The sequence below is a fragment of the Gracilibacillus lacisalsi DSM 19029 genome (genome assembly GCF_000377765.1).
Classification (GTDB): Bacteria; Bacillota; Bacilli; order Bacillales; family Amphibacillaceae; genus Gracilibacillus; species Gracilibacillus lacisalsi.
Genome location: NZ_KB898662.1, coordinates 421,709 through 441,039 on the forward strand (window position 1 = coordinate 421,709; position 19,331 = coordinate 441,039).

The 19,331-nt window shown below is 35.7% G+C and carries 23 protein-coding genes; 6 read left to right on the plus strand and 17 right to left on the minus strand.

Annotated features, from left to right (window positions below):
* Positions 1-105: 105 nt before the first annotated feature.
* From D569_RS0101970 to D569_RS0101995, 6 genes are all read right to left on the minus strand, one after another.
* The gene (locus tag D569_RS0101970; RefSeq protein ID WP_018930717.1) at positions 106-651 is read right to left on the minus strand and encodes a DUF1697 domain-containing protein; all 546 of its coding nucleotides are present in this window, start codon (positions 649-651) and stop codon (positions 106-108) included.
* Positions 652-871: 220 nt separating this feature from the next.
* On the minus strand, positions 872-1,309 hold the full coding sequence (locus D569_RS0101975) for an SMI1/KNR4 family protein (RefSeq protein ID WP_018930718.1): 438 nt from the start codon (positions 1,307-1,309) through the stop codon (positions 872-874).
* 108 nt (positions 1,310-1,417) lie between these two features.
* Entirely contained in the window at positions 1,418-1,678 is a 261-nt protein-coding gene (locus tag D569_RS0101980) for a hypothetical protein (RefSeq protein WP_018930719.1), read from the minus strand.
* A gap of 39 nt (positions 1,679-1,717) precedes the next feature.
* Positions 1,718-2,227: a hypothetical protein gene (locus tag D569_RS0101985; RefSeq protein WP_018930720.1), complete on the minus strand. Its 510-nt coding sequence runs from the start codon at positions 2,225-2,227 to the stop codon at positions 1,718-1,720.
* Between the two features lie 43 nt (positions 2,228-2,270).
* Positions 2,271-2,570, minus strand: a complete 300-nt coding sequence (locus D569_RS0101990; RefSeq protein WP_018930721.1) for a hypothetical protein — start codon at positions 2,568-2,570, stop codon at positions 2,271-2,273.
* Positions 2,571-2,747: 177 nt separating this feature from the next.
* A complete protein-coding gene (locus D569_RS0101995; protein WP_018930722.1) occupies positions 2,748-3,305 on the minus strand; it encodes a DUF5412 family protein in 558 nt (185 codons plus the stop codon).
* 438 nt (positions 3,306-3,743) lie between these two features.
* On the opposite strand from D569_RS0101995, the gene D569_RS0102000 reads away from it, so the two are divergent.
* The 3 genes from D569_RS0102000 to D569_RS0102010 are packed head-to-tail and all read left to right on the plus strand — an operon-like array spanning position 3,744 to position 6,144.
* Positions 3,744-4,481, plus strand: a complete 738-nt coding sequence (locus D569_RS0102000; protein ID WP_018930723.1) for a MerR family transcriptional regulator — start codon at positions 3,744-3,746, stop codon at positions 4,479-4,481.
* The gene (locus D569_RS0102005) at positions 4,478-5,413 is read left to right on the plus strand and encodes an ABC transporter ATP-binding protein (protein ID WP_018930724.1); all 936 of its coding nucleotides are present in this window, start codon (positions 4,478-4,480) and stop codon (positions 5,411-5,413) included. The genes D569_RS0102000 and D569_RS0102005 overlap by 4 nt, the downstream gene beginning before the upstream one ends.
* Positions 5,413-6,144 carry an ABC transporter permease gene (locus D569_RS0102010; RefSeq protein WP_018930725.1) on the plus strand — a complete coding sequence of 244 codons (732 nt, stop codon included), beginning with the start codon at positions 5,413-5,415 and terminating at the stop codon, positions 6,142-6,144. Before D569_RS0102005 ends, D569_RS0102010 begins: the two co-directional genes overlap by 1 nt.
* Positions 6,145-6,337: 193 nt before the next feature.
* Here D569_RS0102010 and D569_RS0102015 read toward each other — a convergent pair whose 3' ends face one another.
* The 6 genes from D569_RS0102015 to D569_RS0102045 form a co-directional block, all read right to left on the minus strand.
* Positions 6,338-6,841, minus strand: a complete 504-nt coding sequence (locus D569_RS0102015) for a GNAT family N-acetyltransferase (RefSeq protein WP_018930726.1) — start codon at positions 6,839-6,841, stop codon at positions 6,338-6,340.
* Positions 6,842-6,880: 39 nt separating this feature from the next.
* Entirely contained in the window at positions 6,881-7,285 is a 405-nt protein-coding gene (locus D569_RS0102020; protein WP_018930727.1) for a helix-turn-helix transcriptional regulator, read from the minus strand.
* A 288-nt stretch (positions 7,286-7,573) separates the two neighbouring features.
* On the minus strand, positions 7,574-8,314 hold the full coding sequence (locus tag D569_RS0102025; protein WP_018930728.1) for a class I SAM-dependent methyltransferase: 741 nt from the start codon (positions 8,312-8,314) through the stop codon (positions 7,574-7,576).
* Positions 8,315-8,609: 295 nt separating this feature from the next.
* Positions 8,610-9,617 carry a DUF3231 family protein gene (locus D569_RS0102030; RefSeq protein ID WP_018930729.1) on the minus strand — a complete coding sequence of 336 codons (1,008 nt, stop codon included), beginning with the start codon at positions 9,615-9,617 and terminating at the stop codon, positions 8,610-8,612.
* Positions 9,618-9,758: 141 nt separating this feature from the next.
* Positions 9,759-10,754: a glutaminase gene (locus D569_RS0102035; protein ID WP_018930730.1), complete on the minus strand. Its 996-nt coding sequence runs from the start codon at positions 10,752-10,754 to the stop codon at positions 9,759-9,761.
* Positions 10,755-11,540: 786 nt separating this feature from the next.
* Positions 11,541-12,113: a nitroreductase family protein gene (locus D569_RS0102045; protein ID WP_018930732.1), complete on the minus strand. Its 573-nt coding sequence runs from the start codon at positions 12,111-12,113 to the stop codon at positions 11,541-11,543.
* A 364-nt stretch (positions 12,114-12,477) separates the two neighbouring features.
* Here D569_RS0102045 and D569_RS23550 point away from each other — a divergent pair, with 364 nt between their 5' ends.
* Both D569_RS23550 and D569_RS23810 read left to right on the plus strand, forming a co-directional pair.
* Complete coding sequence (locus D569_RS23550) at positions 12,478-13,743, plus strand: helix-turn-helix domain-containing protein (RefSeq protein WP_018930734.1); 1,266 nt, start codon at positions 12,478-12,480, stop codon at positions 13,741-13,743.
* Positions 13,744-13,803: 60 nt separating this feature from the next.
* The gene (locus D569_RS23810; RefSeq protein WP_018930735.1) at positions 13,804-13,959 is read left to right on the plus strand and encodes a DUF1540 domain-containing protein; all 156 of its coding nucleotides are present in this window, start codon (positions 13,804-13,806) and stop codon (positions 13,957-13,959) included.
* A 56-nt stretch (positions 13,960-14,015) separates the two neighbouring features.
* On the opposite strand, the gene D569_RS0102065 is transcribed toward D569_RS23810, so the two are convergent.
* The 5 genes from D569_RS0102065 to D569_RS0102085 form a co-directional block, all read right to left on the minus strand.
* Entirely contained in the window at positions 14,016-14,153 is a 138-nt protein-coding gene (locus D569_RS0102065; protein WP_018930736.1) for a YvrJ family protein, read from the minus strand.
* A gap of 253 nt (positions 14,154-14,406) precedes the next feature.
* A complete protein-coding gene (locus tag D569_RS0102070) occupies positions 14,407-14,619 on the minus strand; it encodes a DUF2922 domain-containing protein (RefSeq protein ID WP_018930737.1) in 213 nt (70 codons plus the stop codon).
* Between the two features lie 34 nt (positions 14,620-14,653).
* Positions 14,654-14,878, minus strand: a complete 225-nt coding sequence (locus D569_RS0102075; RefSeq protein WP_018930738.1) for a DUF1659 domain-containing protein — start codon at positions 14,876-14,878, stop codon at positions 14,654-14,656.
* A 162-nt stretch (positions 14,879-15,040) separates the two neighbouring features.
* Positions 15,041-16,114 (minus strand): glycosyltransferase family 4 protein, encoded by a 1,074-nt coding sequence (locus D569_RS0102080; protein ID WP_018930739.1) that lies wholly within the window; start codon positions 16,112-16,114, stop codon positions 15,041-15,043.
* A gap of 161 nt (positions 16,115-16,275) precedes the next feature.
* Positions 16,276-17,442, minus strand: a complete 1,167-nt coding sequence (locus tag D569_RS0102085; RefSeq protein ID WP_018930740.1) for a nucleotide sugar dehydrogenase — start codon at positions 17,440-17,442, stop codon at positions 16,276-16,278.
* Between the two features lie 227 nt (positions 17,443-17,669).
* Between D569_RS0102085 and D569_RS0102090 the strand changes: the two genes are divergently transcribed.
* On the plus strand, positions 17,670-18,734 hold the full coding sequence (locus D569_RS0102090) for an LCP family protein (protein WP_018930741.1): 1,065 nt from the start codon (positions 17,670-17,672) through the stop codon (positions 18,732-18,734).
* Positions 18,735-19,331: the final 597 nt, after the last annotated feature.

The window sequence follows — 19,331 nt, forward strand, 5'->3', positions numbered from 1 at the left end:
ATAACAATGGTGTTTAGTACTAACTATATGGATGTACTTACTCTTTAACATCCACTAACATTTGATTATAAAATTACTTAAAAAGGTCTAGTACACACGGTATAACTAACCGTTTTGGGCTTGCATCAGTTCATATATCTTACGAGCAGTGTTGACATTCCTTATAGTAACTTGTTTGTATATCTTTGAGCCAACGATCTTTGACATACCGCTTTTGGTTATATTTTTCTTATCAACCGACCATAGGATTGCGCCAGGAACATATTTTACTGTATCTATATTCGGTTTAATAACTAAATTCCCCAGTACAGATTCATCATCTATTTCATCCCACAAAAACATGACATCACTTTTCATGTCTTTGTCATTTTTCCACGTGTCTGGAATAGCGTTCATAATTTCGCTTACATCTTTAATACTTCGAACTACCACCTTAATTTGTAATCCGAAATCATTATGTATCGCTTCTTCCAATAAACGTGATATTTCGGTTTTGGAAAGACCATTATATGAAAAGACAATATTACCCGTATTGATGTACGTGATCACATCATTCATTCCAACTTGTTCAAACGTTTGTTTCAGTACCTTCATGTCTATTTTATTCTTTCCACCCACATTAATCCCTCGAAGAAGAGCAACATAAATCATAACCATCCTCCTTGATTTTTGATTTAACATTCCATTAATTCTTATCAAAGCACATTTGTTTTCCTCACGTTATTATGTTGTAGAACTCAATGGAACGGGAGAATAAACAATATGTAATAATACGCTGATGAAAGCTATTAATGAGATGAAGATATGGAATACTAACTTAATATTGACCATCACACTACTCCTTTTGCGGCAGTGCAAAAAGTCATTCCAACTAAATACTAATCTTACCAGTTATCCAATCTTCAACAAATTGTTTTAAGGAATTTGCAATCCAAGTTCTACTGTCATCCTCATGATTCCAAGCAAAAATATCGTTTTTTTCAATGCTTCCGTTTTTTTGGATTGCATAACAAAATAAGTCGCCATTACCTGCGTCTGAAAACAAGAAAAGATTATCAAACGGCATATAAATATCTCTATAAACTTCAAACCTCCTAAAAAATAGATTGTCCTCAATAATCCGAGAGGTCGACCAAATTAAAGGACAATTCCAACTATCAAACACACCATTGGTTTCATTCAATAAGGCAGCTAATTCTTCTGGTATTTTAACATTTAACTCTTTTTGAATTTGAGAAATCTCATACTTTGATGCAGGTTCTTTAAAGTGATATTCCTCTGAAATGGAAGTGATAAATTCTTTCCACATATCCTTTCCCCCTGAATTAGATGAATATATTTTATATTCAATTTCTATTTATGAAAATCCTGCATTTAAGGAAGGTAATTTTCCTATTAAAAAAAGAAAAATGATATTTTACCGTCCAACACTGCCCAACACAAAAGATACAATGGAAAACATGCCTAAAAAGAAACCAAGAAACCCATAAGAGGCACCTTCAAACCCTCTAATGTTAACAAAACCTATATAGAATAGAACAACAGCAGCTATAATCGTTATGATTCCAGGCAACAATCTTATAGATAAGGAAAAACCCTTTTGGCTGAACCACCAAGTCAACGCCAAAATAATCAGCCCCGGAATAAGAGCTATTAGAAAAGGTGCTAAAAGCATCATTGATATCCCCTCCTCTCACCATATTAATCTATATTCCAACTATTCATCAGTTGAATGGAGTTTTTCTTCTAATTCCTCAGCCTGTTTCATAAACGAGTCCATACTACTACTTATTGACATATTCAAACCTAAACCTACATCTCGCAGCATTTCTCGTAATTGTTCAAAATTCTTCTTATCATCTTCTGTTAAATCAACGAAACGATATAATTCATCATTAGGATATTGATGTAATTTTGAATATAAACGGTTTAACGTTTGCTTATCACTATTGGAGAGTGTCCCTAATTGTTCACCAGTAGTGATCCCAAGAGAAATGCCTTCCAATATATCTCTTAATTCAGTTGTCACTAAGTTAGGTTCTGACCAATTGTTCTCACTTTGATGAGCAATTAAACCTTCTAATTCGACTAAGTTATATTGGACTTCTGTTAAAAGGACTTGTTCTTTTACGAAGTTCATTTTAATAAATCCCCATATTACGATAGCGATAAGTAAAATATTTACTCCTATTAAAATCCTAAAAATTAACTTCCTTTTTTTACTCAATTTACCCCCCCTCATATGAAAGGTAGTAAGCAATTGCCATCAGTTAGCTTAATAGTGAACCTAAAATAAATGGTACAATAATCAGTATTATGGAAGTGAAGGTTAATGTAATGGAAACCTTTCTCGGCAATTTCTCTCGCCCATCTCCCTGATACCAACCAGAGAATTGTAATTTGTTTCTATATAATACAAAAAGCAAAACTAATATCGCTAATGCACCGAGCCACGAATAACCTTCAGTTGCTTCATTGATCGTATAAAGATCTCCTAGAATTGCCCAACCTAAATTACCAAGTAATACGAAAATAATTATGATGCGTAGTAGTTCTAATAATGTCCTCATTACTTATCGCTCACCTACCTCTTTTATATAAGCACCCGTTAATTTAAGTGTACTATTTCCCATAATGAATACTGACATTTAATTAAACCTGCCCCATTACTTCGATAAGTGATAGGAGTTGTCAAACCCGATAGCTCCGTATACCACTAAAGTACCCTGTTTGTTCAATGAAAGTTATTAGTTTTGGTAGCAAGTCTCATATTCATCTTTCATTAACAAACTTTTACAAGCTAATCCAGTTTCGTGATAAATCTCTTTACCGATTTCTAATTCGATGCTTCTATTTGAATTGGGATAATCAGGGTCGTCATTTAGAATGTACAGTGTATTCCCATCCAGCCATTCCATCGAAATATTACTTTTTGCATCACTATAATAAACAGTTTGCATTTTGTTTTTCTCATTATTATCTGTGATTTCAACCCATACATTAACACCGCCTGCTGCACCACCATATGGTTCATAATAAGCATTAGCTGTATATTCCTCAGTGGGAGAGCTTAGGGGTCCAGGTCCCTTTTGCATGGATTCTCTATCAATTTCACTAAATGTAAAAAAGTACGTTTCATATATATAGATTGAAGAAACTAGAACAACCCCACACAAAGTTGCAATCAATAATTTTTTAGGAAAAGGCTTATTTTTAATGAAAGAAATTATTATTCTAGTACATAAAATCAAAAATAATATAACGCTAATAAAAAATATTAAGAGACCAAATAAAATTAAAATCATAATCTCCCCCTTCTATGTTCACCAACAGTATCTCAAATACTGAAATATTGTAATACTTTTATTCAACTCTTCAGCTTAAATAGTGAATAAGCGTGACTGCTTCTTCTCCAGATTATAAATCTAATCCTTTAATGGGTAGCAAATATCAAAAATATTCCTTCTTATGCAAGAAAGCACCCGATTGCGAAAGTTGAAAAAAGGTGTTAATTAAGTTCCCCTTTTCCTTAAAGCTTAACATAATTATGTAGTTTAAAATTCATTAAAACTCAAATGTTGTTATTCTAACCTGCCTTGTTAGGTGTGACGAAGGAATGCAAGGGCAAGTTTTCGTTACCTTACAAGTAATTATTAATTTCTTTTTAAAAATTTTTCATTTACCTATTGAACAACACGTAACGTGCTGATTTATACTAAAGAAAATAAAGTTGAGGTGAAGTAATGTACACGATTGGAGAACTCTCGAAAAATACAGAAGTTACTGTGAGGACATTGGATTATTATGATGAAATTGGTTTGATTAAACCTTCATCAAAAACGGAGGGAGGGCACCGCTTATACAGTGAAGATGACGTTATGCGGCTGGAACGAGTTTTAGCTTTAAAATATATGGGATTTTCTCTGGAGCAAATTAAAGATATCCTGGAAAATTCCACTTCGACCTGGCAAGATTCGATCCAGCAGCAGCTGGAATTAGTTAAACGAGAACAGGAACGACTGCAAGTCCTAGAGCAAGCACTGCTTGGTATCTCGTATTCCATTGAGATCGAGGGAGAAATTAACTGGAAAATTATTTTTAGTATTATTCAGCTTTATCAACAGGATCCTGAAGATGCCTTACAGCAATATAAAGATTACTTGAATGACGGTGAAATGAAAAAAATCATGGATATGAATGTGAAAAATATGAGTGAGGAAGATATAAGGAAATGGATAAAGGTCATTCATGACATCAAAAATAATCTTAACATTGATCCGGCTTCAGAGAAGGCACAGCAGCTGGTGGAAAGCTGGTTAAACCAAGCAGAGAAAATGTATGGAAATGATGAAAAATTACTTGGAGATATGTGGCAAGCACTGCAAAATTTAAAGGAAGGCATTGCTTTTTACCCAATGAACAAAGATGTTATCCAATTCATTGAAAGTGTTTTTATTGCAAAGGAGGAATTAAAAAAATGATTCTCGATATAAAAGGTGTTACGAAGGTTTTTCCTGGTAAAGGAGAATCCAAAAATGTTGCCAATGACAATCTCACATTTACGATTAATAAAGGAGAAATATTTGGGCTTCTTGGACATAATGGCGCGGGAAAAACGACGTTGGTTAATCAAATATTAGGACTATTAACACCTGATCATGGTGACATTCATTTGCTGGGTGAATCAGTAATGCAATCACCTGCACGTGCCAGGTCCATTTGTTCCGTACAGCCGCAATCTCAAGTGTCATTGGGCTTACTTACTCCAAAACAGGCAGTAACACTGATAGGGAAAATGCGGATGGGAAAGAAATTTGAACCAAAGCGAGTGGAAGCGCTCTTCGAAACATTGGATATGGGGGCTTGGGCGAATACAGAAGGCGAAAAACTATCAGGTGGCGTGCGAAGGCTGACAGCCTTTTGTATGGCGGTGATCGCCCCAGGTGAGTTAGTTATCCTTGATGAGCCAACCAATGATGTTGATCCGGTTCGCAGAAGTTACCTTTGGCAGGTAATACGTGACTTGGCGAAAAACGGGAGTTCCGTTATTTTAGTAACGCACAATGTTCTGGAAGCAGAAAAGGCAGTGGATCGGGTGGCTATTATGGATAAAGGAAAAATATTGACACAAGGGGATCCAGCGGAAGTAAAAAGTTTAGTAGGAGACCGGATGCGAATTGAACTTAGTCTGGAAAAGGAATTTAAAAATATCGAGGTTCCTGGCTGGGCACTTTCACCGCATCAGAACGGATCCCGTCTAATTTTCTCTTTAGATCCATCAAAAGTATCATCCACGATTGATTGGGCAAAGAATCAGGTAGATAAAGGTCTTGTTATAGACTATTCCCTGTCTCCAACTACAATTGAGGATGTTTATATTGAATTAACTTCTAAAAAGGGGGCAGTTTCGTAATGAATTTGGTCAGCCATTATAAGTATGTTTTTCAAATGCAGTTTCTTAGAAATGCCGGGTTTTTTATATTTATGGCTTTATTACAAATACTGATATCCATAGGGATTGTTATAGGCTTTTCCTATCTTATGCCAAATCCGGATACGGAAACGACTCTATTTTTAGCAACAGGAGCCCCTACGATTATTTTGATTATTGCAGGAATGGTTATCCTGCCTCAGCAAATTGGTACTGCAAAGACAGATGGATATATGGAGTACATGCGTACCTGGCCAGTGAATCGCTCCGTTATCCTTGGGGCAGATACAACCATATGGTTATTGATTACCTTGCCGGGAATAATCGTTTCATCTATTGTTGCACATCTCATGTTCACTCCGGGATATGATATCTCTTGGACGGTAGTACCGGCATTCCTGATGATTGCATTAACGTCAATTGGTGTTGGATATGGTTTTTCCTATCTGTTGTCACCTACAGCATCAATGGGGATTTCCCAGATTGTTGTATTTGGAGCACTTATGTTTTCACCGGTAAATTTCCCAATGGATCGGCTGCCCCAATGGCTTCAGTCCCTTCATGAAGTGTTACCAATTTATTCGATGGCAGAAGTGATGCGTGCTTCCCTAGCTGCATCTACCTTTGATGCAACGATGGGAAATTATATTAATTTAATGGTATGGTGCATTTTAGGGTTTGGCGGAGCTGTATTTATTTTGAATCGGAAGTAACGGTAAAAAATATTCCATTTCAGATGAAAAAGGGACTTGGAGGGAAGTCCTTTTTGCTAAACCACCAGGTTAACGCCAAAATAATCAATAAGTGCTATTAGAAAAGGTCCTAAAAGCATCATTGATATTCCCTCCTCTTACCATCTTAACGTTATATTCCATTTTTGCAGCGTTACACCTATTCCATTGATCCCTAATTAGTCCACATGTAATAAACAAACTTTAGATTTTGTCCATCTATTTCTTCAGCGTCTGTTCTAATATGCTCAAAACCGTTTTTCTCCAATACTTTTTGTGATGCTATATTATTATTTGTTGTCTTGGCTAAGAGCTGTTTTATTCCTTGCTCACTTACTGTTTCTATTAATAGCTTTAACGCTGTGTAAGCAATTCCTTTTCCGGTATATGATTCTCCTACTCGATAACCAACATGTCCCGAATAACCCGATTTATCTATATCTACCAAATTCATTCTTCCGAGAATTTCTCCACTGATATTCTTAATTAAATAAAAATATGATAAACCTTGTGCTTGTTCATCTAATAAGGCTTGATGCCGTTTTTTAAATATCTCAAAGTCATAATAATCATCTCCACGACTTGGTACCATTTTTTCAAAAAAATTTCTGTTTTCAAGTTCAAATTTAAATAATTTATCTGCATCTTTGTACTGTAATTGCTCAATTAAAATGTCCATAGTTCCCACCTCCTTAAACGTTTGTGAATATCATCTATTCTAAAAGAGAGACTTTATTGATTTAATCGTATCCGTTAAAAATAGAACTGTTAAAACTCCGATTATCATAAACATATTTGAGAGTGAATCATTAGAAATATATATACTAAGAAATACTAACATAATTCCTATATAAAACCCTGGGTCTGAGAATTGATCAAAGCTTTCTTCTTCATCAATACTTATCTTATCTTGTAAGTCTTTATCACTTCTTATCAAATCATCAATCGTCACATTAAAAATATCACTTATTCTAATAAGATTATGTATATCCGGATAACCTTTATTCGCTTCCCATTTATAAACCGCTTGACGTGACACATTTAATTCCTTAGCTAAGTCATCTTGAGACCAAGCCCTTTCTTCTCTTAATGTCTTCAGTTTATTACCAAATTCAATATCCATATTAGCACCTCCTAAGAAAACACTACAACAATATGACATAATAAGAAATAAACTTATAGTTACAAGTGCAAACTCTTTGTTTACATCATTTAATAGCCTTATATAAATTCGCACTTAATGCCTACTTTATTTCTTTTACTGATTATTGATCTGTGCAGCTCCAACAACTAACTATTTGAGTATTTTAACATAAAATTCCAAGAACCATGTTAAATGTAAATTATAAGAAAAAGATCGCCACAATGGACGACCTTTATGTTTGTTTATGCATGTTTTAGATTTTCCAATTTACTTTTTAGCTATCAGAAGAAATCTTTTAGAGTTTGAGCGAATTCCTTTTTCACTGCTATAGTTCTCTATGAAATCATTCAACATTTCAAAGTCCTTTTTATCTTGACCAAAGTCAGGAATAATTGGTGTATGTTTCAGCAAAAAAAGAAGATCTTCTGGTCTTTTAAAATATTCTATTGCATCATATTCAAAAGATTGAATGTCAGAAAAACCCGCTTCTTTCAGTTCATGAACATATCTTTCTTTTAATACTCCATCGGTTTGATGATAAGCTTGCCCTCTACCAAATGCTTTTTTTATATTTAATTTATCCGCTTCACTTACTTGTTCTGTCAAAAACCAACCATCGTTCTTTAATACCTTAGCTATTTCTGTTGCCGAAAAGGGTGCATGACAGCACGAAACAATGTCAAAAAAACAAGTAGGGAATCGCAACTCAGCAGACGACATTTGAAAGAACTTTACGTTTGGTATGGTTGATTTCTGTAAATTAGATTGAGCTGTTTCCACCATTGAGTTGGATAAATCAATTCCAACCAAGAAAAGTAGGGAAGGTGCAATTCTTAATAAGTTTTCACCGCCACCAGTACCAATATCCAAAAGTACGTCTGTTTCCAAACATCTATTGATTACTTCTTGATAAAAATCCCATTTAACACCTTCAGAGGAAGACTCTATATGAGTAAAATCCCAACCATTTAATTTTCCAACTTTATCGTAAAATTTTTCATTATTCATTTTTTACCGCCTTTCAAATGTAAAAAAACAAGACTATAGTGTCTTGTTTTCATCGTAATATCAATGACTTACCAACACTGTTCAAAATATAGGTTCTTAAAAAAGGGCATACTTCTCCCTTGACGGCTGGTACGCGTTTTTTCCAACTCGAAAACCTAGATACTTCGAACAAGACGGTAAGACATTCCATTCACCCCATTTGAAAGATTAGGTTAAATATAACAATTTGACAACGTATTGTAAACCTTTTCTTCTTTGATTTTTTATGGGATTAAACACAAGAATAACAGGGATTTTAATCCTTTGCTAAATCTTTACGATTAGCTGCCAATGGTGGCTGCTCTAACCATTCATTTGCAATCATAATATTTGCGAAATCCTCCGAAAACTTCAACACCTCTGCTACTAATCGTGAATAATCCACAACTAAATCACTTCGTCGGCTCTCTGATATGGCTACTCCATAGTTTCCAATACCAGCATAAATCATAAGCCCAAAATGAAATAGCATTAATTTATCTGAAAAAGGAGATTCTGTTGAATCGGTTACTTCCTGATCAAAGGACATAGGTACAGGAAGAGAGTTCATTTCTAAATAACTACTAAAGACCTTAATATGTTTCAAGGCAATGTCTTGCCCTCTTAACAGAAAATTAAGAACTTTTTTAGATTGAGCAACTTGGCTAAAAGCCACAGCTATACTTGTTCCTAATTGGTTAGTCTGAATATTGGCATGAAGGTTAGCTATCTCTGCTCCCGTAAGCGCTTCTCGTCTACCTAGCCCTTCTAATAAAAAGGATTGTTTCTGTACAAACTCTAATTTTTGTGGATACGGAATCGATGGAGGACGGATGGCTATTCCTTTTTCTAATAATAGTTTAGACAACTCCGTATCTAGTTCAATGGTAGATGTTAAACATTTGGAGAAAAAAGAACGGACATCTTGTCGATAGATATTGGATACTATTCTTCCATAAGTTTCTAACCCACCTTTAGCCATATTCTTCATATATTTTAAATAAAACACATCAGAAAAAAGTCTTTTGGCTTTTAGGTTTACATCTTGTTCTGTAAATCCTTGTGGAATCTGTATTCCTTCTTTTGTGAAAATATCTTCAATCATCGCCACATGTTGCTGAGATAAATCCAATGCGTGATTTAAAATCGATTCAACATCTTCGTCTTCAATGTGTTCAAGAAAATACTTAAATACACAAATAGCCATACTATCTCCCATGTATGTATTCCATAAATAGGAGGTTTCAGCGGCTGTTAATTTAATATATTCTTTATTATTTTCCATTTGAACAACTCCCTAATAATTAGTTAGGACTATTATCTCTCATAATAGAAAAAATTATGAAAGAACAACTCCAATCATATTAGGGAAACTGTCTTCTGTATAGTTTGTTCATATTTTTTGGCGTTATATGTACTGCAAACCTTAAAATATACTTAAATCCCATTGTTTTGCTATATGCCGAAGAAGTTTAATACCTGCGATACTATTGCCTTGTTTATCAAGCGCAGGGCCATATACTCCGATTCCACACCCTTCAAGGAAAGGAAGATCTTCCTGTCTTGCTCTAGGAGGAGACACGGCAATAATTCCACCAGAAACACCACTTTTTGCTGGAATTCCGACATACGCAGCAAATTTCCCAGAAGCATCATACATCCCACAAGTCAACATCAAGGACTTTGCTAAACGAGCAAATTGCTTTGGAATAATTTCTATCTCTGTTTTCGGATCTCTACCGTCATTTGCTAATACCGTCCCTAAATGCGCCAAATCCTGAAGGGAAATTTCAATTGAACATTGTTTAAAATACGTTTCCAATGTCAGTTCTAACTCTGATTCCAGATAGCCAGTTTCGACTAGATAATATCCAATAGCTCGATTTCGCATCGAAGTTTCTCTTTCCGATTCAAATACATCGATGTTTAATGAAGGACGGTATCCAAGAATAATTTCCAACAACTGAAAAAGAGGCTCCAGTTTCTCATCAGATGTTTTACCATTCAATAGCGAAGATACGGTAATTGCGCCAGCATTCACGAATGGATTAAATGGCTTTTTGAGCTGCTTCATTTCTAGATGCATAATCGAATTAAAAGCCTGTCCAGTCGGCTCCACGTCAACCCGATCTAATACATAGGGAACGCCTCTTTCCATACATGCTACAATAAAGGTAAAAACTTTGGATATACTTTGTAGCGTGAATGGAATATCAACATTTCCAGACTCAATCGTAACTCCGTTAATCCCCATGATTGAAATTCCCAAGTGACTCTTTTCTGCTTGACTTAAAAGTGGTATATAGGAAGCAACTTCCCCTTCCTCTGTATGTTTCAAATAAAAATCCACCCAGTCATCCACATAATTTTGCAACCAATCTTTAGTTAACTTTGTATTTTGATTAATAGCTCCTTGTACCAAAAAAACCACCTCATCTAGTAGTAGTTTGTGTATCTATTCGGGAAAGTTGCATGCAGAAAGAAAATATATACATTATTAAGTTCGGGATAACTGGTTACTCATAGATGCAAACATTCGATCATGATTTTAGGATTCTCTTCCGGGGATATGTCCTCCGCTTCCGAGGATAATTGCTTCGCTTCCCTGGATATCCGCTTGTATCCACGGAAGGGAAGACTTTTTCCATGGAGCAGGGTGCTCGCTTTCGGGGATATGTGGCGCTCTTCCGGGGATATGCCCTCCGCTTCCGGGGATAATTGCTTCGCTTCCCTGGATATCAGCTTGTATCCACGGAAGCGAAGAATTTTTCCATGGAGCAGGGGACTCTCTTCCGGGGATATGTCCTCTGCTTCCGGGGATAACTGCTTCGCTTCCCTGGATAAGCTTGTATCCCCGGAAGAGAAGACTTTTTCCACGGAACAGGGAACTCTCTTCCGGGGATTGCCTCTGCTTCCGGGGATAACTGCTTCGCTTCCCTGGATATCAGCTTATATCCCCGGAAGGGAAGACTTTTTCCACGGAACAGCTTGCTCTCTTCCGGGGATATGTGATTCGTTTCCCTGGATATCAGCTTATATCCCCGGAAGAGAAGACTTTTTCCTTGGAACAGGTTGCTCTCTTCCGGGGATATGTTCTCCGCTTCCAGGGATAACTGCTTCGCCTCCCTAGATATTAGCTTGTATCCTTGAGAGATACTTATCCAAGAAAAAACACGCACATCTTATAAAATGTGCGTGTACCAAAAAATCAACCTCTAAATTCACCTTCCATAACCGTTTCTGTTAGTGGGCGACGGTCAGACGGTTGTTCACGTTCTTGGAATTTTTCCTCTAATTTTTCTTTTTCATCTTGGTAGCCGATTGCAACGACGGCATGGATTGCATATTGCTCTGGAATGTTTAATACTTCACGAGCTTTATCCTTATAAAATCCACCCATTGCGTGTGTGATGAGTCCTTTTTGCATTGCCTGTAAAGCTAAATAACCCCATGCTGTACCAGTATCAAAACCATGTGTTCCTCCAACTTCTGTATCAGAGATAATTAGTACATATGCGGGTGCCTTATCACACCAAGCAAGATTTCCATCCATAATAAAAGATTGAAATTTCTTGCGGTCCTCTTCTGTTCTCGCAATGATAAAACGCCACGGCTGCTTGTTACTTGCAGATGGTGCCCAGCGTGATGCCTCCAATACTGACATCAATGTCTCTTCATCTACTTCTTGTTCTGAAAAAGACCGAGGTGACCAACGCTTTAAAAAGATATCATCAATTGGATAATCTGGTTTACGATAATCATTAATATTAATGTTTTTCACGATATATTCCCCCTTCAACCACACATTATATGCTAACTTGGAAAATATCTCAAAAATCACGATTTTGGGCGATTGTCATAACTTATAGTAACCACATACTTAAAGGAGATAACAACACCATGAAAAGGTTTTTTCATTATTGCTTCGTCATGATTGTTGGATTCGCCATGTTTATCATCTGGTTACTTTTTATTGTACCGTTGATTGGCTTAAAAACATTTATCATTTTACTCATTTTATTAATACTCCTCTTTTCTATTGAGATTATTTGTAAATAAATAGAATATTTTAGTAAATATATGTGGATTTTAGAATGATTCTATAGTATTATATATATTGTACTAAATTTTATGAGGAAAGTGATGTGAAATCAGTGTATGAAATAGGAAAAGTAATTCGTAAATATCGTAAAGAACACAATTGGACTCAAGGAAAATTAGCCAAAAAAGTGGACACGAGTGTTACAACCATCAGTAGAGTTGAATCGGGTCAATCTTACCCCTCTGAAGAATTAATGTCGAGGATCGCAAAAGTCCTGCAAATAGGAGAACTTTCCCATCCAGAATACCATCCGCTCAATACTCAATTAACCTCCTGGCAACAAAGCATCAACCAAAGAAATTATGCGACCGCCAAAAAATACTACAAAGAGCTCAAAAAATTTCCGATAACCTATTTTTATAATCAACGTGTCATATATACATGGTGCAATTTCCAATATGCACTTAATCTTTTCCACACAGATGCAGCTGAGAAATTCTTAGAAGATGCTAAGAAATTTGCTGATACCCTTACTCCTGCTCATAACTATCCTTTTCACAAATCAATCGGCTTATATTATTTGTTACTCGACCATATAAATGATGCATTCACTTATTTAAATATAGCGACCAAGCAGAATCCTGTTATGTTTGAAAAAGATGGTGAATTACACCTATACTATGCTCTTGCCTATGATAAAATCGGACAAACCTTATGTTCTGTTTCCTATGCCTCCACTGCACTATCGATATTTCAATCAACGCTAAATCAACCCAACATTTTATTATCTCGCATCATCAAGATTAAAAGTTCCCTTCGCAGCCAACAACTACCCATAAAGAATATCATTCAAGAATTACATACCATTCTTGATAACTACACAAGCATATATAGAAATTACATCTATTATTTATTAGGGACTGCTTACTTAGCAGACAACGATTTTGAAAGCGCACTAAAATATTGCAGAAAAGCAATCTACAATGAAAAAATAATTCCATTAAAAGTCATCTATAACTTTTTTAACGCTCTTATATACGCATTGCTTGAAGATGAAGAGATGGCATTAGATGTGATTGATGGTGGAAACTCGCTTAACAAAAGTAAAAAGTATGACTATTATTTCTACTTATTAAAAGGCATTATTCAAGGGACACACGGCTCTGAAAATTACCGAAACAAAATCACAAATGAAATCATCCCTTATTTCCAGTTGACAGGAAATTCGCTTGATGTGAAATATTGTCATGCCATTTTAGGAGATATTTATTACCAGAAAAACGTCTACAAAAAAGCAGCTGATAATTATTATATTTATCCTAAAAATTCTTACATTTCAGAATTGCTAGCCAAGTACCCGCAAAAGTAAATTTTCCCACACATTATTTTGGATTCTTGAATCAGAATATCCATATAGGAGGTGTGTCAGATGGCGAAAGATGTTAAATGTGAGGTAAATAACTGTAAGTTCTGGGCTGAGGGCAATAGATGTCATGCAGCTACCATCTATGTTGTCAGTCATACCGGGAAAAGTGCTGCCAATGAAAAAGAAACAGATTGCCAAACATTCGAACCGACCGTCTAACAGCCTTCTTTAATGACCTCAGCTAACTATGGGGGTTAGCTGAGGTTAATCATTTACTACCTCATTTTTTCAGGCAAAGCAACAATGGACTCAATTAATGTATTGAGCTTCGTTTCGATACGGTGCAACAAATAAAAAGTCACCGCAACTGGAAAACCGAGATCGGTAACTAACGATATCCATGTTTGCTCCATGTGATGAACTCCTCTCCTTAAAGTAGTTGTATTTTGTTCGGATAATTTCAGAATGCTTTCTCCTTGAAACGTGCTTACATCACCTAAATGAAAAGGAGAGCTGATCTGCTCTCCTTTTTTATTGTCTTGAAAGCTATAAATTTTTGGGATGATAAGTCATCATCGGTTCACAAGCTCACCGTGATTCCTTTATCTCAGTTGATTCTGAAGTCCCTACGTTTTTAAGCGGGCGCTCTACGCTTTTGTTTTTACCTTAGATTTCGATTTCGCTAACATTTCGTTCGACAATGCGGGCGCTTTTCTTTGCGACTAAGTCACCGCCAGAAGAAAAGAAGGCATTTTCATTAAGGATGGCATCCATTGCTGCATTAACTTGCACCGGATCGACAGGCTCCACTGGATTATCCAATGAGAAAGTAACTGTTTTCCCTTCTTCATTTTCAAATTTCAATTCGATCTTCTTCATTACTTACACCTCCCTAGTTCTTATGATTTTTGAATTAATCCTCTGTGATTAATTCTGTGTCATTACGTTTCACCGAATATAAGTCCATTTGTTGTAATGGGACAAGCTCTTGCGTGATCGCTAACAGCTGGTCTGCTGTCGCATCTAACTTCACGTTGTTAAAAGACTTGTTCTTATAAATCGGATCTCCAGAGACTGGGTCTGTGCCTTCTTCGAATGTCAATTGTAATCTGGAATCAATTCTTTCTGCAGAAGCCATATGTGCCACCTCCCTTCATCTTTATAATCAAATTTGAAGGTAAAAAGGTGTCATAGTTTCTGTTATAATCGGTATTCCTTCTTATTGATGATCAGGGAACTATTTCGGGTGACAAGAAGACAAAAATAAAAAGCCAGTACTTCTCATAAAGTACTGACTTTTTTACACTTTTTGATTCCTACCAGTTAATTTCCTGATACTGCTTAAAATCGGTTGTTGGCCATTTTTTACGATTCCGGAGAGCTCAGCTATTAGCTGAATTCCGAGTATAATAAATCCTAAAATAATCAATGACGTTAACATGGTTGCACTGTTAAAGATAATCGCCATAATACCGAAGAAGCCGCTAAATGCATAAATAATTAACACAGAAGTTTGATGGCTGTAGCCCATATCAACTAGCTGGTAATGGATATGCTTACGGTCAGCTGTCCCTATATTCTGCTTATTGATCACCCGGCGCACAATGGCGAAGAGCGTATCAAAAATCGGTACAGCTATTATAATAATCGGTATGATAAAACTAAAAAAGGCGACATTCTTAAAGAGACCGAGCATGGATATGACGGAAATCGCATATCCTAAAAACAAAGCACCGGTGTCACCCATAAAAATCTTGGCCGGATAAAAGTTATGGTATAGAAAACCAAGGCAACTTCCAACTAAAACCATTCCTAAATAAACAACAATCATACGGTAATCTGTGATCGCAATAATTAAAATACTGGTTAAACCTATCGCTGATACGCCGGCTGCAAGTCCATCCAGACCATCGATAAGGTTAATGGCATTAGAGACACCGACAACCCATATAATGGTAAGAATTAAGCCTAACCCTTCTAAATGAACCGTACCTACAAAAGGCATCGTTAATTTATCTATTACTAATCCAGAAGAAACAACAACAAGCGCTGCGGCAAGTTGCCCGATTAATTTTTGATATGCTTTTAATCCGACTATATCATCAATAATTCCTGTTATAACAATTATAATACCACCAATGATGATTTCTAACATGTGTGGATGCTGCGGTTGTAAGTAGACTAAGCCTGCAGCGACTCCTAGCACAATAGAAAGACCACCTAATCGTGCTTTAACACCGTCATGTTTTTTTCTTTCACCTGGTAGATCTACAGCATTTACTTTAATTGCTAATTTTTTGATAAGTGGAGTTGATGCAAATGCTACGGTAGCTGAAATAAGAAATGCTACGATTAACTCCGTTACGTTAAACATATATACACCTACTTAATTTATATAGAAATCCTATTTATGCATTTTAACATAGTTTCTTATATCATAGAACAAACCCTTGCACCATTATAGCACGATTTTACTCCATGTATACTATAAATATACGATTTTGATGATTAATTCCAGACCGTTTTTATTTAGAATTAATCTCTACTATATAGATCACGTGTATACACTTTATCTTTCACAGCTTTTAATTCATCTGTTAAACGGTTCGCAACAATCACATCTGCAACTTCAGTAAAAGTATCAAAATCGTTGATTACTTTAGAGTTAAAGAATGTTTCTTCATGAAGGTTTGGTTCATATACAACAACTTCTACACCCTCTGCTTTCAAACGTTTCATAACACCTTGAATAGCAGATTGTCTGAAGTTATCGGAATTTGTTTTCATTGTTAAGCGATAAATACCAACTACTTTTGGATTCTTCGCTAAAATACTGGATGCGATATGGTCCTTACGAGTACGATTCGCATCTACAATCGCTGCCATAATATTATTTGGTACGTCTTGATAATTTGCCAACAATTGTTTTGTATCTTTAGGCAGACAATAGCCACCATAACCGAAAGAAGGATTGTTATAATGTTTGCCGATTCTTGGATCTAAGCCTACTCCTTCGATAATTTGTTTCGTATTGAGACCACGTACTTCTGCATAGGTATCTAACTCATTAAAGAAAGCAACACGCATCGCTAAATAAGTGTTCGCAAATAATTTAATCGCTTCCGCTTCTGTCGAGTTAGTAAAAAGAATATCGATATCTTCTTTGATTGCACCATCTGCCAACAAATCTGCAAAGATACGCGCACGTTCTGATTGTTCTCCTACAACAATACGAGAGGGATATAAATTATCATACAACGCTTTTCCTTCTCTTAAAAACTCTGGTGAAAAGATGATGTTCTCTGTTTGAAACTTTTCACGTAATTCTAACGTATATCCAACAGGTATCGTTGATTTTATTACCATCGTTGCATCTGGGTTAATAGATAACACCGTATCAATTACTTTTTCTACAGTTGATGTATCAAAATAATTTTTATCCGGGTCATAGTTCGTAGGGGTTGAAATAATCACATAGCTTGCATTCTGGTAAGCTTGCTTTGGATCTGTTGTAGCTGTTAGATTTAATTCTTTGTTTGCCAGAAAATCTTCAATCTCTGGATCAATAATTGGAGATTTTTTGTTATTAATAAGTTGTACTTTTTCTTCTACTATATCTAAAGCATATACTTCATTATGCTGTGCTAATAAGATTGCATTGGATAACCCAACATAGCCTGTTCCTGCTACAGCTATTTTCATACGATTTCGTCCCTTCTTTAAACTAATGTAATCATATATCATCTTACCACATTTTATATATATAACATAGGATCTAGTTGTCTCATTAATCTAATGTAACTTTTGTTACAAAATGACGTCTAATATATTAAATTGTAAAATTTTTTCTGAAATCCAATTTACGTCCACCTCATTTCATAGTAAAATGTTTATTAGTGTGGGCTATTCTAGAAATCGGGGGAAATACGATGTCAAAAAAAGATGTGAATTCGAGAATTCAAATAAAAGAAAAGAAAAAGAAGAGTAAACGTAGGAAAATTCTATTCTTTATTTTCGTACCTTTAATTATAATCATTGGGGCCGCCTCTGCTTATGCAATTGATTTAATTAATGAAGCAGAAAAAGCCGTATCAAATTCTTATGAAAGTGATGGACGTGAAGATAATAAGTCGGAACTGCGCGCTAAAGAGGTAGATCCAACAGAAGATCATGTTTCCGTACTATTTATCGGTGTAGATGATAGTGAACACAGAGGGGAAAAGAATGAACCCGTTCGTTCTGACGCATTAATCTTAGCTACACTTAACAAGAATGATAATAGTGTAAAAATGCTAAGTATCCCTCGCGATTCTTATGTTTATGTCCCAGAAGTCGGTTATGAAGATAAAATTACGCATGCCCATGCATTTGGTGGTGTTCATGCAACGATTGAAACAGTGGAAACTTTCTTAGATGTCCCTGTCGACTACTATGTAAAGTTGAACTTTAATGCATTCGTTGATGTCATTGATGCAATCGGTGGGGTTGAAATGGAAGTTCCATTTGAATTTACCGAATCCGATTCTAATGATAAACGTGACTCTATTCATCTTCTTCCTGGAGAACAGAATTTAAATGGTGAAGAAGCATTAGCGTTGGCGAGAACACGAAAAATTGATAATGATATAGAGCGCGGTAAAAGACAACAAGAAATCATGAAAGCTGTAATTAATAAAGCAACATCTGTTAATTCCGTATTTAAACTAGATGATGCGATTCAAGCTGTCGGTAGTAACATGACGACAAACTTAACTTTTGATGAAATGAAAGCTTTCTTATCTTATGGTACATCTGGCAACATTGATATGGAAACATTGAATCTTGAGGGCAGTGACTTATGGTTAAATAACACTTATTATTATGGCCTTGATGAACAGAACCTTGCGGAGACAAAGCAGATTCTCCAAACTCATTTGGATCTCGCCGAAGAGAATCAGGAAACAGATGTGACACAGGCAGAAACAGAGCAAACACCTGAGTCTGCTGTACAATAAGGGAAACCGAACTTCTTTAAGAAGTTCGGTTTTTTAGTTGTTTTATCTTTCGTTTTTGTGAAATTTAGTAGTCATTTTGAAATATATCAATCACTTAACCGCCACTCCGGCTGCCCACTTCCCTTTCCGTGGGGTTTGTCCTTCAGCTAACTTTTTCGAGCCAAGGCCACTCGAAAAAGTGGATCTTCAGGTCAAACAATTTCCACAGGAGTGAAAGTGGGCGGCCTTCGCTTTATACATGTACTACAACATTTGTCAGATTAGGCAATTTGAGTTGTTATCTTTGTAAAGTGCAAGATATGGAACAGAAAATTACTAATAGGTTTTATAAAACCCAATAATCTTTTTCTATTATTCGTTGTTGAAAAGAATAGCGAAACGGTCAGCCGTAGCAGTTGACTTGCACTAGCTAGCTTTCAAAATGGCAACTCCATATGTATAGCTATTCTTGCTTCATAAAATATAAGTGATAAATCACCTTTTCCTATCATACTTGCTTATAAAAGTTGTGATATCAATGGTTATATACTTTCCTTACAAGTAACAAAAAAATAGGAAAAATCGACTCTGAGTCGACTTTTCCTATCTTTATAATGT